The 12,991-nt window shown below is 60.9% G+C and carries 12 protein-coding genes; 5 read left to right on the top strand and 7 right to left on the bottom strand.

What is annotated here, in order from left to right:
- Positions 1-83: 83 nt before the first annotated feature.
- The gene (locus SNL23_RS05295) at positions 84-1,073 is read right to left on the bottom strand and encodes a phosphate ABC transporter substrate-binding protein PstS (protein ID WP_076013198.1); all 990 of its coding nucleotides are present in this window, start codon (positions 1,071-1,073) and stop codon (positions 84-86) included.
- Positions 1,074-1,402: 329 nt separating this feature from the next.
- On the bottom strand, positions 1,403-2,692 hold the full coding sequence (locus SNL23_RS05290) for an MFS transporter (RefSeq protein ID WP_318301793.1): 1,290 nt from the start codon (positions 2,690-2,692) through the stop codon (positions 1,403-1,405).
- A 456-nt stretch (positions 2,693-3,148) separates the two neighbouring features.
- Here SNL23_RS05290 and SNL23_RS05285 point away from each other — a divergent pair, with 456 nt between their 5' ends.
- Positions 3,149-3,553: an acyl-CoA thioesterase gene (locus SNL23_RS05285; protein ID WP_003176975.1), complete on the top strand. Its 405-nt coding sequence runs from the start codon at positions 3,149-3,151 to the stop codon at positions 3,551-3,553.
- Positions 3,554-3,611: 58 nt separating this feature from the next.
- A complete protein-coding gene (locus SNL23_RS05280) occupies positions 3,612-4,511 on the top strand; it encodes a D-hexose-6-phosphate mutarotase (RefSeq protein ID WP_318301792.1) in 900 nt (299 codons plus the stop codon).
- Positions 4,512-4,631: 120 nt separating this feature from the next.
- Here SNL23_RS05280 and SNL23_RS05275 read toward each other — a convergent pair whose 3' ends face one another.
- The 5 genes from SNL23_RS05275 to SNL23_RS05255 form a co-directional block, all read right to left on the bottom strand.
- A complete protein-coding gene (locus SNL23_RS05275) occupies positions 4,632-5,165 on the bottom strand; it encodes a DUF3299 domain-containing protein (RefSeq protein WP_023659290.1) in 534 nt (177 codons plus the stop codon).
- Positions 5,166-5,243: 78 nt separating this feature from the next.
- Positions 5,244-5,489 carry a GlsB/YeaQ/YmgE family stress response membrane protein gene (locus tag SNL23_RS05270; protein ID WP_003213408.1) on the bottom strand — a complete coding sequence of 82 codons (246 nt, stop codon included), beginning with the start codon at positions 5,487-5,489 and terminating at the stop codon, positions 5,244-5,246.
- 104 nt (positions 5,490-5,593) lie between these two features.
- A complete protein-coding gene (locus tag SNL23_RS05265) occupies positions 5,594-6,679 on the bottom strand; it encodes a 5-(carboxyamino)imidazole ribonucleotide synthase (protein ID WP_017476761.1) in 1,086 nt (361 codons plus the stop codon).
- Between the two features lie 11 nt (positions 6,680-6,690).
- Positions 6,691-7,182, bottom strand: a complete 492-nt coding sequence (gene purE / locus SNL23_RS05260; RefSeq protein WP_003195648.1) for a 5-(carboxyamino)imidazole ribonucleotide mutase — start codon at positions 7,180-7,182, stop codon at positions 6,691-6,693.
- A 331-nt stretch (positions 7,183-7,513) separates the two neighbouring features.
- Positions 7,514-8,422 (bottom strand): LysR substrate-binding domain-containing protein, encoded by a 909-nt coding sequence (locus SNL23_RS05255; RefSeq protein WP_003213413.1) that lies wholly within the window; start codon positions 8,420-8,422, stop codon positions 7,514-7,516.
- 181 nt (positions 8,423-8,603) lie between these two features.
- On the opposite strand from SNL23_RS05255, the gene aspA reads away from it, so the two are divergent.
- From aspA to SNL23_RS05240, 3 genes are all read left to right on the top strand, one after another.
- Entirely contained in the window at positions 8,604-10,028 is a 1,425-nt protein-coding gene (aspA, locus tag SNL23_RS05250; RefSeq protein ID WP_003213415.1) for an aspartate ammonia-lyase, read from the top strand.
- 416 nt (positions 10,029-10,444) lie between these two features.
- Positions 10,445-11,896 (top strand): alanine/glycine:cation symporter family protein, encoded by a 1,452-nt coding sequence (locus tag SNL23_RS05245; RefSeq protein WP_076013204.1) that lies wholly within the window; start codon positions 10,445-10,447, stop codon positions 11,894-11,896.
- Between the two features lie 77 nt (positions 11,897-11,973).
- On the top strand, positions 11,974-12,951 hold the full coding sequence (locus SNL23_RS05240) for an asparaginase (protein ID WP_318301791.1): 978 nt from the start codon (positions 11,974-11,976) through the stop codon (positions 12,949-12,951).
- Positions 12,952-12,991: the final 40 nt, after the last annotated feature.

The raw sequence follows: 12,991 nt of genomic DNA, 5'->3' as shown, positions 1-12,991 counted from the left end.
GGAGGCGAGGTCCAGGTCTTGCAGACCCCGCCCAGGCCTTGAACGGTGGGTGAACCCAGGTTCAAGGCAGGTTTACCGGCGGCTTATTTGCCACCCTCTTTCAGGCCCAGGTCAGCCAGTGCCTTGGCGGCAACTTTGGCTGGCAGCGGGATGTAGCCGTCTTTCACTACAACTTCCTGGCCCTGTTTGGACAGGACCAGCTTCACGAACTCGGCTTCCAGCGGGGCCAGAGGCTTGTTCGGGGCTTTGTTGACGTAGACGTAGAGGAAGCGCGACAGCGGGTATTTGCCGTTCAGGGCGTTTTCTTCGGTGTCTTCGATGAAGTCAGTGCTGCCTTTCTTGGCCAGGGCCACGGTCTTCACGCTGGCGGTTTTGTAACCGATGCCCGAGTAACCGATACCGTTCAGCGAAGAGCTGATGGACTGCACAACCGACGCCGAACCTGGTTGTTCGTTCACGTTAGGTTTGTAGTCGCCTTTGCACAGGGCTTCTTCCTTGAAGTAGCCGTAAGTGCCGGATACCGAGTTACGACCGAACAGTTGCACTGGCTTGTTGGCCAGGTCGCCGGTCACGCCCAGGTCGCCCCAGGTTTTGACATCAGCTTTGGCGCCGCACAGACGAGTCGAAGAGAAGATCGCGTCGACTTGTTCCATGGTCAGGTGCTGGATCGGGTTGTCCTTGTGCACGAACACGGCCAGGGCATCCACGGCAACCGGAATAGCGGTTGGTTTGTAGCCGTACTTCTGCTCGAAGGCAGCCAGTTCGGTGTCCTTCATCTTGCGGCTCATCGGGCCCAGGTTGGAGGTGCCTTCAGTCAGCGCAGGAGGAGCAGTGGCGGAGCCGGCGGCCTGAATCTGGATGTTGACGTTCGGGTATTCCTTTTTGTAACCCTCAGCCCACAGGGTCATCAGGTTTGCCAAGGTATCGGAACCAACGCTGGACAGGTTGCCCGACACACCAGTGGTCTTCACGTAAGCCGGAATTGCCGGGTCAACACCAGCGGCTACCGCGTTAGCGGTCGCAACGCCAGCAGCGACAAAAGTCATTGCCGCCATCAAACGTTTCAGTTTCATGCCTTGCTCCTAGCAGATAGGGATAGTTGGATCGGGGCCAAGTATCGGTAGGCCGTGTGAACACTCTATGTCTGGAATATGACAATTAGATGAAAGGCCAGCATTTATGAAAAAGCTGACAGGAAGGAGAAACTTCAATAAATCCGGGACTTGCGAGGAGGTGGGAGCGATTTCGTGGAAACAATCTGTATCGTTGTAAGGCAAAATCTGTGGCGAGGGAGCTTGCTCCCGTTGGGTCGCGTAGCGGCCCCCAAAATGGAACTGCTGCGCAGTTCAACGGGAGCAAGCTCCCTCGCCACAAGGTTATCCGTCAGTTTTCAAAAAACGTGTCAGCGCCCACGCTTCCACAGATACCCGCCCACGGCCATCCCCATCACGCACAGGACAGCCACGTAGTACGCCGGGCCCATGGGACTTTCTTTCATCAGCAGCGACACCGCCAAGGGTGTCAGGCCACCGAACACGGCATAAGCGACGTTGTAGGAGAACGACAAACCACTGAAACGCACCACTGGCGGGAATGCCTTCACCATGACATAGGGCACCACACCGATGGTGCCTACAAACAGGCCGGTCAAGGCGTACAACGGGAACAGCCAATCCGGGTGAGCCATCAGGCTGTGATAGAGCGTCCAGGACGTTGCCAGCAACAGCGCACAGCCGATGATCAACACACGCCCGGCACCGAATCGGTCGGCCAGGGCCCCGGAGGCAATACACCCCAGGCTCAGGGTGACGATGGCCAGGCTATTGGCCTGCAGCGCCACCGTAGGGCTGAAGTGGTAGACCGTTTGCAGCACGGTCGGCGTCATCAGGATCACAACGACCACACCGGCCGAAAGCAACCAGGTCAGCAACATCGACAACACGATGGCACCACGGTGGTCACGCAGCACCGCGCGCAATGGCAGCTCGGCCGCCAGGGTCTTGCGCTGTTGCATCTCGGCGAAGATCGGGGTTTCGTGCAGCCAGCGACGCAGGTACACCGACAGCAAGCCAAACACACCACCCAGCAGGAACGGAATCCGCCAGGCGTAATCCGACACCTGCTCCGGGGTGTAGAGCGTGTTGATGGCAGTGGCCACCAGCGAACCCAACAGGATGCCGGCCGTCAGGCCGCTGGTCAGGGTGCCACAGGCATAGCCAATATGACGCGGCGGCACATGCTCGGAAACGAACACCCACGCGCCTGGTACTTCACCGCCAATCGCCGCGCCCTGGATCACGCGCATCAGCAGCAACAGGATCGGCGCCCACAGGCCGATCTGCGCATAGGTCGGCAGCAGGCCCATGATCAGGGTCGGCACGGCCATCATGAAGATGCTCAGGGTGAACATCTTCTTGCGCCCCAGCAGGTCGCCGAAGTGCGCCATGATGATCCCGCCCAACGGCCGCGCCAGGTAGCCGGCGGCGAAAATGCCGAAGGTCTGCATCATGCGCAGCCATTCGGGCATCTCGGCAGGGAAAAACAGTTTCCCGACCACTGTGGCGAAAAACACGAAAATGATGAAGTCGTAGAACTCCAGCGCCCCGCCCAAGGCAGACAGCGACAGGGTTTTGTAGTCGTTGCGGGTCAGCGGGCGCGAAGGTTGCGCACTGCTTGCGGGCACGGAGGACATGGCAAGGCTTCTCTTATAGTAGTCAGGACGGCAAGCCCGGGACTTGCGGCAGGTTTGGCAAGATAGCAAATCGCTTGAAAAAGCACAGCGTCGGGCCGTTAACAGTTCAGATAAGCGAAATATTCCCGTCGCAGAACTGCAATTAACATGAGCAGGAGCACAGTTGCCGGAAAAAGCCGCGATACAGCTTCTATTTACCGACCAAATGAGCGACGGGAGGTCGTCGTGGCGCCGACGGCTCGATATACTCGCCCATTGCAAGCGCCAGACCCGCATCCTTGAGGGGCTGCTGTGCCAAAACGCCGTTGGTGTCCTCCAGCCGATTTGGCAGAGTTTCCCTTTAGTACGCCTTACGAGAAACGCATCGAGCGGTGTATGTTGGTGCTGAAACGTTTTTCCAGAAGACGGCTATCCACTTGAAATACCCATAAAGCGTCACGGGTCAGAGGCACCGGCATGATCGAACTCGAACAAGAAGATCCTATCCCGCAAGGCGATCTCGCCCTGCAAATCACCGCACTCCCGCGTGAAACCAACGGTTTCGGCGACATCTTCGGCGGCTGGCTGGTCGCGCAGATGGACCTGGCCGGCACAGCCATGGCGAGCAAGGTTGCCGGTGGCCGCGTCGCGACCGTCGCGATTGATCGCATGGCATTCCTGGTGCCAGTGGCCGTCGGCGCGCAGTTGTCCTTCTATACCCAGGCCCTGGAAATCGGCCGCAGCTCGATCCAGATGATGGTCGAAGTGTGGAGCGACGACCCGCTGTCCAGTGAATGGCGCAAAGTCACCGAGGCTGTGTTTGTGTTCGTTGCCATCGATGGCAGCGGTCGCACCCGGTCGGTTCCGTCGCGGGCGCGTTAAACATCGCGACGTTTTGACGGTCCATTGCCCCATTGTCTGCCATTGAGAGCGCGCGCCTATGTCTACGCCCAACGTTGAAACCGTAAAACTGGATGAGCTGAACGCTTGGCGCATCCGCCATAACGGGGCCGAATTGGTGGTCGCCCAGCAAGGCGCGCACATCGTCAGTTACCAGCGCACCGGCGAGAAGGCGCTGATCTGGCCCAATGACACCGTGGTATTCAAGAAAGGCAAAGGCATTCGTACCGGCGTGCCGGTGTGCTGGCCGTGGTTTGGCGTGTTCGACCGCAATCCGCAAAGCGTCAAGGCCATGTACCAGGGCGACGAGCCAGCTGGGGCGCATGGGTTCGTACGGACCGCCGACTGGACGTTGGCTGGCGTGGAAGCTGAAGGCGCAGCGTTGCGGGTTGAACTGGAACTGCCGGTGCCTGAAGGTGGCTTCCCGGGTTGGCCGCATCTAGTTGACCTGAAGATGAGCCTCCTGCTGGATGATCAACTGCACATCCGCCTGACCAGCCACAACCGTGGCACCGAGACCGTCAGCCTCAGCCAGGCGCTGCACAGTTATTTTGCGGTCAGTGATGTGCGCAACGTGCAGGTCGACGGCCTGGACGGGCGAGCCTATATCGACACCGCCGACGGCTGGAGCCACAAGCAGCAATCCGGGCTCCTGCACTTCACCGCCGAGACCGACCGCATCTACCTCGACACGCCAGCGCAACTGAACATTGTCGATAAAGACTGGCAGCGCCGCGTTCAACTCACCAGCACAGGTTCGCGCTCGACGGTGATCTGGAACCCGTGGACTGAACGTGCCAAGGCTTTCAGCGACATGGCCGACGATGGCTGGCAGGGCATGCTGTGCATCGAGACCGCGAACGTGCTGGACGATGTGGTGACACTGGCGCCGGGTGAAAGCCATACCCTGGGCGTGAGCATCGCCGGTATTGCCCTGTAAACCCAATCAAAAATGTGGGAGCGGGCTTGCTCGCGAATGCGGTTTTCCAGTTAGTGTATGTGCTGACTGACACACCGCTTTCGCGAGCAAGCCCGCTCCCACATTAGGTTCTGCGTCAGATCAGAGATCCGACTCTTTAACCGCCCGCACTTTCCCCGCATCCAGCGCATACGCCGCATCGGCCAGGTCATTGTTGACCTTCTCCACCTTCAGCGTGCCCGTCACCCACAGCGGCGTGTAGATATCATCCAGCTTCAAACCCTTGGGATAACGCACCAGCACCAACTGGTTGGGCGGCGGTGGCGGAACGTGGATGCAGGCGCCCGGGTAAGGCACCAGGAAGAACAGCGTGCTGCGGCCCTTGGCGTCGGTTTCCAGTGGCACGGGGTAGCCGCCGATGCGGATGTTCTTGCCGTTCATGGCAGCCACGGTCTTGGTGGAATACATCACCGCCGGCAAGCCCTTGCTCTGCTTCAGGCCACCCTTTGCGGTGAACGTGCCTTGGGCTTCCGGGGAGTTGTGGTCGATTTCCGGCATTTCTTCGAGGGCTTTCTGGTCCGACTTGGGCATCAGTTCCAGCCAGTCGGTTTCCGGCAGTTCGCCAGCGTGGGCCAACCCGGTGCATAGAAGAAGGGATAACAGGAGACGGCGCATGGAGAAGCTCGGCAAGGATTACAGTGCCGGCATTCTAGCCCCCTGCGCCTGCGCAGCGCAGAGGGCTTGGTCGCTAAATTACTTCTTTTTCAGCAAACCGTAGATCACCAGCAACACCACGGCACCCACCAGCGCACCAATGAAGCCTGCACCTTGGCCAGCCTGATAGATGCCCAGTGCCTGGCCACCATAGGTAGCAACCAGCGAACCGGCGATACCCAGCAGGATGGTCATGATCCAGCCCATGCTGTCGTCGCCTGGTTTCAGGAAACGCGCCAGCAGGCCGACGATCAAACCGATAAAGATGGTTCCAATGATACCCATGGCATTTCCCTCTGATTGAAGTGAGCTAAGTCAAAGCCTAGTCAGACTTTGGCTTCCTGCAATCAGAGGGTGGCGGGTACCAATGGTTCCCGCCCGGCCTTGGGTTATTGCTCAGCGATCAGCGCTTCGACCTTGAGGATCTGCGCTTGCAGCGTCGCGCGGTCCTTGCAGCGCAGGTTGGCGTGGCCGACCTTGCGCCCGGCCTTGAACGCCTTGCCGTAGTGATGCAGATGGCAGTCATCAATCGCGATCACGCGATCAACCGGCGGTACCACGCCGATGAAGTTGAGCATGGCGCTCTCGCCGACCTTGGCCGTGGAGCCCAAGGGCAAGCCCGCCACCGCCCGCAGGTGGTTTTCGAACTGGCTGCACTCGGCGCCTTCGGTGGTCCAGTGCCCGGAGTTGTGCACGCGCGGGGCGATTTCGTTGGCCTTGAGGCCTCCGTCGACTTCAAAGAACTCGAACGCCATCACGCCGACGTAATCCAGTTGCTTGAGCACACGGCTCGAATAATCTTCGGCCAGGGCTTGCAGCGGGTGGTCGGTGCTGGCCACGGACAGCTTGAGGATGCCGCTGTCGTGGGTGTTGTGTACCAGCGGGTAGAAGCGGGTTTCGCCATCCCGGGCACGCACGGCGATCAGCGAGACTTCGCCGGTGAACGGCACGAAGCCTTCCAGCAGGCAGGCGACGCTGCCCAGTTCGGCGAAGGTACCGACCACGTCAGCGGCGGTGCGCAGGACTTTCTGGCCCTTGCCGTCGTAACCCAGGGTGCGAGTCTTCAGCACGGCCGGCAGGCCGATGGAGGCGACTGCGGCGTCCAGGTCAGCCTGGGACTGGATGTCGGCGAAGGCCGGCGTCGGGATGCCCAGGTCCTTGAACATGCTCTTCTCGAACCAGCGGTCACGAGCGATGCGCAAGGCTTCGGCGCTCGGGTACACCGGCACGAACTGCGACAGGAAGGCTACGGTTTCAGCCGGGACACTTTCGAACTCGAAGGTCACCAGGTCGACTTCATCGGCCAGTTGGCGCAGGTGATCCGGGTCGCTGTAATCAGCCCGCAGATGTTCACCCAACGCAGCCGCACAGGCGTCCGGCGCCGGGTCCAGGAAAGCGAAGTTCATCCCCAGCGGCGTACCCGCCAGGGCCAGCATGCGGCCCAGTTGGCCGCCACCGATTACACCGATTTTCATCGTCAACAACCTCAGGCAATGCGTGGGTCTGGATTGTCCAGGACGCTGTCTGTCTGTTCAGCACGGAATTTTTTCAGCACCGCGTGGAACTGCGGGTGCTTGGCACCGAGGATGCTGGCGGACAGCAAGGCTGCGTTGATCGCGCCGGCCTTGCCGATCGCCAGGGTGGCCACCGGAATACCGGCGGGCATCTGCACGATGGACAACAGCGAATCCACGCCCGAGAGCATCGACGACTGCACCGGAACGCCAAGTACTGGCAGGTGAGTCTTGGCGGCACACATGCCTGGCAAGTGAGCTGCACCGCCGGCACCGGCGATAATCACCTCGATGCCACGGGATTCTGCTTCATCGGCATACTGGAAGAGCAAATCCGGAGTGCGGTGGGCGGAAACCACCTTCACTTCATAGGGAATGCCGAGTTTTTCCAGCATATCGGCGGTGTGGCTAAGGGTGGACCAATCGGACTTGGAGCCCATGATCACGCCAACCAATGCACTCATCGTCGTGCCTCTTCTCTCTGGGCGCCCGCAGGCGCGTCAAAAAACAACAAGCCACGCGGGAAATCCGGCGTGGCTTGTTGTACGAATTAAGGCCGGTTGGACCGGCCGAAGGCCGCGCAGTATACCGTAATAACGCAGATAAACAGCCCCTGGAATGACCATCTGTCTTACACCTCAACAGGCGGTTTTATTGACTTCCAGGTCAGCGAACTCACCAGAAAACTAATGTGGGAGCGGGCTTGCTCGCGAAGGCGGTGGATCAGCCACAGATGGGTTGACTGACACTACGCTTTCGCGAGCAAGCCCGCTCCCACATTTGATCTGTGTGGGCTCAGGTATTCTGCGCCGCACCACCTTCCAGCTTGCGCCACAGCAACCGCACGTTCGCCTTGCGCACCAAGGCACAGCGGTACAGCCGGATCTCCAGCGGCACATGCCATTGCGGGCCGCCGCACACCACCAGTTCGCCCCGGGCCAACTCGGCGCGCACGCTCAACTGCGGCACCCAGGCAATGCCCAGGCCTTCGAGGGCCATGCTTTTCAGGCTGTCGGCCATGGCGGTTTCATAAATCGTCGTGAAGCGCAGCGCCCGCTGGCGCAGCAGCAGGTTTACCGAACGCCCCAGGAAAGCCCCGGCGCTGTAGGCCAGCAGCGGCACACTGCCCTCGCCTTCCAGGTCGAACAGCGGCTTTCCATCGGCATCGGCGGCGCACACTGGCAGCATCTCGGTGTTGCCCAGGTGCAGCGACGGGAAGATTTCCGGGTCCATCTGCATGGCCGCATCCGGGTCGTAGAACGCCAGCATCAAATCGCAACCGCCTTCGCGCAAGGCATGCACGGCGTCACCCACGTTGGTGGCAACCAACCGCGTGGCGATGTTCAGTCCTTCGTTGCGCAACTGCGCGATCCAGCGCGGGAAGAAACCCAACGCCAGGGAGTGCGCCGCGGCCACTTGCATGACTTCGCCCTGCCCGCCTTCCAGATGATGCAAGTGCCGCAGCACTTCACCGAGTTGCTCGACCACGGTACGCGCGGTGACCAGGAACAACTGCCCCGCCGCCGTCAGTTCGACCGGCGTGCGCGAGCGATTGACCAGAGTCAGCCCCAGCGCGGCCTCCAGGCTGCGAATGCGTCGACTGAACGCCGGCTGGGTGACAAAGCGCCGCTCCGCCGCCTGGGAGAAGCTGCGGGTGGCAGCCAGGGCGCTAAAGTCTTCCAGCCATTTGCTTTCAAGGTTCATCACATCCTCCCGGGGCATGCACCATTTTGGCACACACGACCGTTATGGTAACGGGGTCACACCGACATTATGCCGTTTATGCATAGCCCAGTGTTTAACAGCATTGGCCCAAAATCTCCTGCAAGCCTAGCATTCACAGCGTTCCGGCCTAGCCCGGGTCCATATCGAGATGATTTCCGTCATGTCCTCCGCTGCATCTTTCCGCACAGAAAAAGACCTGCTTGGCGTACTCGAAGTACCCGCTCAAGCGTATTACGGCATCCAGACCCTGCGAGCGGTGAATAACTTCCGCCTCTCGGGCGTTCCGATTTCGCATTACCCGAAATTGGTGGTCGGCCTGGCAATGGTCAAGCAGGCAGCTGCTGACGCCAACCGCGAGCTGGGCCAGCTCAGCGAAGCCAAGCATGCTGCCATCAGCGAAGCCTGTGCCCGTCTGATCCGCGGCGATTTCCACGAAGAGTTCGTGGTGGACATGATTCAAGGCGGCGCTGGCACTTCAACCAACATGAATGCCAACGAAGTTATCGCCAACATCGCGCTGGAGGCCATGGGCCACAGCAAGGGCGAATACCAATACCTGCACCCCAACAACGACGTGAACATGGCGCAGTCGACCAACGACGCCTACCCGACCGCGATCCGCCTGGGTTTGCTGCTGGGCCACGACGCCTTGTTGGCCAGCCTCGACAGCCTGATCCAGGCGTTCGCTGCCAAAGGTGAAGAATTCAGCCACGTCCTGAAGATGGGCCGTACCCAGTTGCAAGACGCCGTGCCGATGACCCTCGGCCAGGAATTCCGTGCCTTCGCCACCACCCTCGGTGAAGACCTGGCTCGCCTGAAGACCCTGGCGCCTGAGCTGCTGACTGAAGTGAACCTGGGCGGCACCGCCATCGGTACCGGCATCAACGCCGACCCGCGTTACCAGGCCCTGGCCGTGCAACGCCTGGCCACCATCAGCGGCCAGCCGCTGGTACCGGCTGCCGACCTGATCGAAGCCACCTCCGACATGGGCGCCTTCGTACTGTTCTCCGGCATGCTCAAGCGTACCGCGGTGAAGCTGTCGAAGATCTGCAACGACCTGCGCCTGCTGTCCAGCGGCCCACGCACCGGCATCAACGAAATCAACCTGCCAGCGCGTCAGCCAGGCAGCTCGATCATGCCCGGCAAGGTCAACCCGGTCATCCCGGAAGCCGTGAACCAGGTAGCGTTCCAGATCATCGGTAACGACTTGGCACTGACCATCGCGGCCGAAGGCGGCCAGCTGCAACTGAACGTGATGGAGCCGCTGATCGCCTACAAGATCTTCGACTCGATCCGCTTGCTGCAACGCGCCATGGATATGCTGCGCGAGCACTGCATCGTCGGCATCACCGCCAACGAAGCCCGCTGCCGCGAACTGGTGGAACACTCCATCGGCCTGGTCACCGCGCTGAACCCGTACATCGGCTATGAAAACGCCACCCGCATCGCCCGCATCGCCCTTGAAAGCGGCCGCGGCGTGCTGGAACTGGTGCGCGAAGAAGGCTTGCTCGACGACGCCATGCTCGACGACATCCTGCGCCCCGAAAACATGATCGCTCCACGTTTGGTCCCGTTGAAGGCCTAAGCGTTTGTTGCACCGCTCACCAGGTTGAGGGACTAGACACCTCTCACCTTTTGAGGGCCTGAAGGCTCGTTCTTCAGGCCCTTTTTTTTTGCTTGTAGGAGCGAGCTTGCTCGCGAAAAACGCAAGGAGACCGCAATCATCCAGACAGCCAAGATCACCGTTAACGACCTTCGCGAGCAAGCTCGCTCCTACAAACCTTTAATCGCCTCGTGCAGACGGATCACACACTCCTAGGTATAGTGCCGCCCCTCTTCGCGTCAGCGGTCGTCGGTAACGAGACCCTGGTAAGCGCGAAACCGCATGAATAACAACACCCGCAAAAGGATTGGGGTCGAAGCGTCGTGCACTGCCTGGTGCCGAGCGATGCGTCGGACCGTCCTGCGTTTGCCATTAGAAAAATCAGCGAGGAACACTCCATGCTAGAAGTCATCAACGACTTCCTCTCAGGGAAAGTATTGATCGTGCTCATTGTCGGGCTCGGTGGTTACTTCACGATCCGCTCGCGTTTCGTTCAGTTGCGTCACTTTTTCCACATGTTTTCGGTATTTCGCGACAGCCTGAAAAGCAGCGCCGGCCAGCTCAGCTCGTTCCAGGCGCTGATGCTCAGCCTCGCCGGGCGCGTGGGTGCCGGCAACATCGCAGGCGTCGGCATTGCCGTGACCCTGGGTGGCCCGGGCGCCGTATTCTGGATGTGGGTCACCGCACTGGTGGGCATGTCCTCGAGCTTTATCGAGTGCTCCCTCGGCCAGCTCTACAAACGCACCGACGCTGAAGGCACCTACCGTGGCGGCCCGGCGTATTACATCCAGCACGGCCTGCACAAACGCTGGTTGGGCATGGTGATGGCATTCCTGCTGCTGGTGACCTTCGGTTTCGCCTTCAACGGCCTGCAAGCCCACGCCGTAACCCACTCGCTGAACAACGCGTTTGGCCTCGACACCACCTACACCGGCCTGGCCCTGGCTGTGCTGCTGGGCTTGGTGTTCATTGGCGGGATCAAGCGTATCGCCTCGATCGCCGACCTGCTGGTGCCGGTCAAGACCCTGGTCTACATCGCCGTGACCCTGTACGTGATCGTGCTGCAATTCGACCACGTGCCAGCCATGCTCGCGACCATCGTCAAGAGCGCCTTCGGCCTCGACCAAGCCTTCGGTGGCCTGGTGGGGAGCGCGATCATCATGGGTGTGAAGCGCGGCGTGTTCGCCAACGAAGCCGGTCTGGGCAGTGCGCCTAACGTGGCGGCAGTCGCGTCCGTAGAGCACCCGATCGCCCAAGGCGTGGTGCAAGCGTTCAGCGTGTTCCTCGACACCTTTGTGATCTGCACCTGCACCGCGTTGCTGATCCTGCTCTCGGGTTTCTACACCCCGGGCTTTGAAGGCGACGGCATTGCCCTGACCCAGAACTCCCTGGCGGCAGTGGTCGGTGACTGGGGCCGGATGTTCATCTCGGTGGCCTTGGCGTTGTTCGTGTTCACCTCGATCATGTACAACTACTACCTCGGCGAGAGCAACCTGCGCTTCATCGTGGGCGACAATCGCAAGGTGTTGATGGGCTACCGTGCGCTGGTGCTGGTGCTGATTTTCTGGGGTTCCATCGAGAACCTCGGCACCGTGTTCGCTTTCGCCGACATCACCATGACCATGCTCGCGTTCGTCAACCTGTTTGCCCTGGCGTTCCTGTTCAAGATCGCCATGCGTATCCTGAATGACTACGACGGCCAGCGTGCTGCGGGCATCAAGACTCCGGTGTTTGATTCCAGCAAGTTCCCGGACCTGGACCTGGACCGCAAGGCCTGGCCGGCGAACCCGGTGAAGGCTGAGCCAACCGCTCAAGCATCGGTTGAACTGAGCGCTCAAACGCAACGCTAAACCTAGATAGATGACACGCCGCCCGGCCTTGGGCATGCTCTGGGCCCGGCGGCGTTTTTCGTTCAGGAGATTCTTCAATGCAACCAGCCAACAACGTCATGGTGCTCTACACCGGCGGCACCATCGGCATGCAGGCCAGCGCAAACGGCCTGGCCCCCGCTTCGGGTTTTGAAGCGCGAATGAGCGAAGCCCTCGCCCAACTGAATATGCCAGCCTGGCGCTTCCGGGAAATGTCCCCGCTGATCGACAGCGCCAACATGACCCCCGCCTACTGGCAGCGCCTGCGCGCCGCCGTGATTGAGGCGGTGGACGAGGGCTGCGACGCCGTACTGGTGCTGCACGGCACCGACACCCTGGCCTACAGCGCGGCCGCCATGAGTTTCCAACTGCTGGGCCTGCCCGCACCGGTGCTGTTCACCGGCTCGATGCTGCCTGCCGGCGTGCCCGACAGCGATGCCTGGGAAAACGTCAGCGGTGCGTTGGCAGCCTTGGGCGAAGGCCTGGCGCCGGGCGTGCAACTGTACTTCCACGGTGCACTGATGGCCCCGACCCGTTGCGCGAAAATCCGCAGTTTTGGTCGCCATCCGTTTGCCGCGTTACGGCGTAATGGCGGCGTGGCCAAGGCCGAACTGGTGCCAGCAGCGCTGCATTACCGCCAGGCCAAGGCGCTGGCCAATGTGGGCGTGCTGCCACTGGTGCCGGGCATCGCCGCCGCGCAATTGGACGGGTTGATCGACAGTGGCATCCAGGCGCTGGTGCTGGAATGCTTCGGCAGCGGCACCGGGCCGAGCGACAACCCGCAGTTCCTCGCCAGCCTCCAGCGCGCGCAGGATAACGGCGTGGTGGTGGTGGCAATTACCCAATGCCATGAAGGCGGCGTGGAGCTGGATGTATACGAAGCCGGTAGCCGCTTGCGTGGCGTGGGCGTGTTGTCAGGTGGCGGTATGACCCGGGAAGCCGCGTTCGGCAAGCTCAATGCCTTGATCGGCGCCGGGCTGGACACCGCCGAAGTCCGCCGCCTGGTCGAACTCGACCTGTGCGGCGAACTGAGCTGACCGGCATATAACTTGCTCCTCTTCCAGCCATCCCCTGGCT

The sequence above is a fragment of the Pseudomonas sp. SED1 genome, assembly GCF_034044025.1.
Classification (GTDB): domain Bacteria; phylum Pseudomonadota; class Gammaproteobacteria; order Pseudomonadales; family Pseudomonadaceae; genus Aquipseudomonas.
Note: the sequence above shows the minus strand (reverse complement) of the source record. Positions and strands in the feature narration are given on the sequence as shown.

What these genes read in the sequence shown, in the direction of transcription:
- SNL23_RS05295 (WP_076013198.1), bottom strand. Translation starts at nt 1,073, where the DNA reads ATGAAACTGAAACGTTTGATGGCGGCAATGACTTTTGTCGCTGCTGGC.
- SNL23_RS05290 (WP_318301793.1), bottom strand. Translation starts at nt 2,692, where the DNA reads ATGTCCTCCGTGCCCGCAAGCAGTGCGCAACCTTCGCGCCCGCTGACC.
- SNL23_RS05285 (WP_003176975.1), top strand. Translation starts at nt 3,149, where the DNA reads ATGATCGAACTCGAACAAGAAGATCCTATCCCGCAAGGCGATCTCGCC.
- SNL23_RS05280 (WP_318301792.1), top strand. Translation starts at nt 3,612, where the DNA reads ATGTCTACGCCCAACGTTGAAACCGTAAAACTGGATGAGCTGAACGCT.
- SNL23_RS05275 (WP_023659290.1), bottom strand. Translation starts at nt 5,165, where the DNA reads ATGCGCCGTCTCCTGTTATCCCTTCTTCTATGCACCGGGTTGGCCCAC.
- SNL23_RS05270 (WP_003213408.1), bottom strand. Translation starts at nt 5,489, where the DNA reads ATGGGTATCATTGGAACCATCTTTATCGGTTTGATCGTCGGCCTGCTG.
- SNL23_RS05265 (WP_017476761.1), bottom strand. Translation starts at nt 6,679, where the DNA reads ATGAAAATCGGTGTAATCGGTGGCGGCCAACTGGGCCGCATGCTGGCC.
- purE (WP_003195648.1), bottom strand. Translation starts at nt 7,182, where the DNA reads ATGAGTGCATTGGTTGGCGTGATCATGGGCTCCAAGTCCGATTGGTCC.
- SNL23_RS05255 (WP_003213413.1), bottom strand. Translation starts at nt 8,422, where the DNA reads ATGAACCTTGAAAGCAAATGGCTGGAAGACTTTAGCGCCCTGGCTGCC.
- aspA (WP_003213415.1), top strand. Translation starts at nt 8,604, where the DNA reads ATGTCCTCCGCTGCATCTTTCCGCACAGAAAAAGACCTGCTTGGCGTA.
- SNL23_RS05245 (WP_076013204.1), top strand. Translation starts at nt 10,445, where the DNA reads ATGCTAGAAGTCATCAACGACTTCCTCTCAGGGAAAGTATTGATCGTG.
- SNL23_RS05240 (WP_318301791.1), top strand. Translation starts at nt 11,974, where the DNA reads ATGCAACCAGCCAACAACGTCATGGTGCTCTACACCGGCGGCACCATC.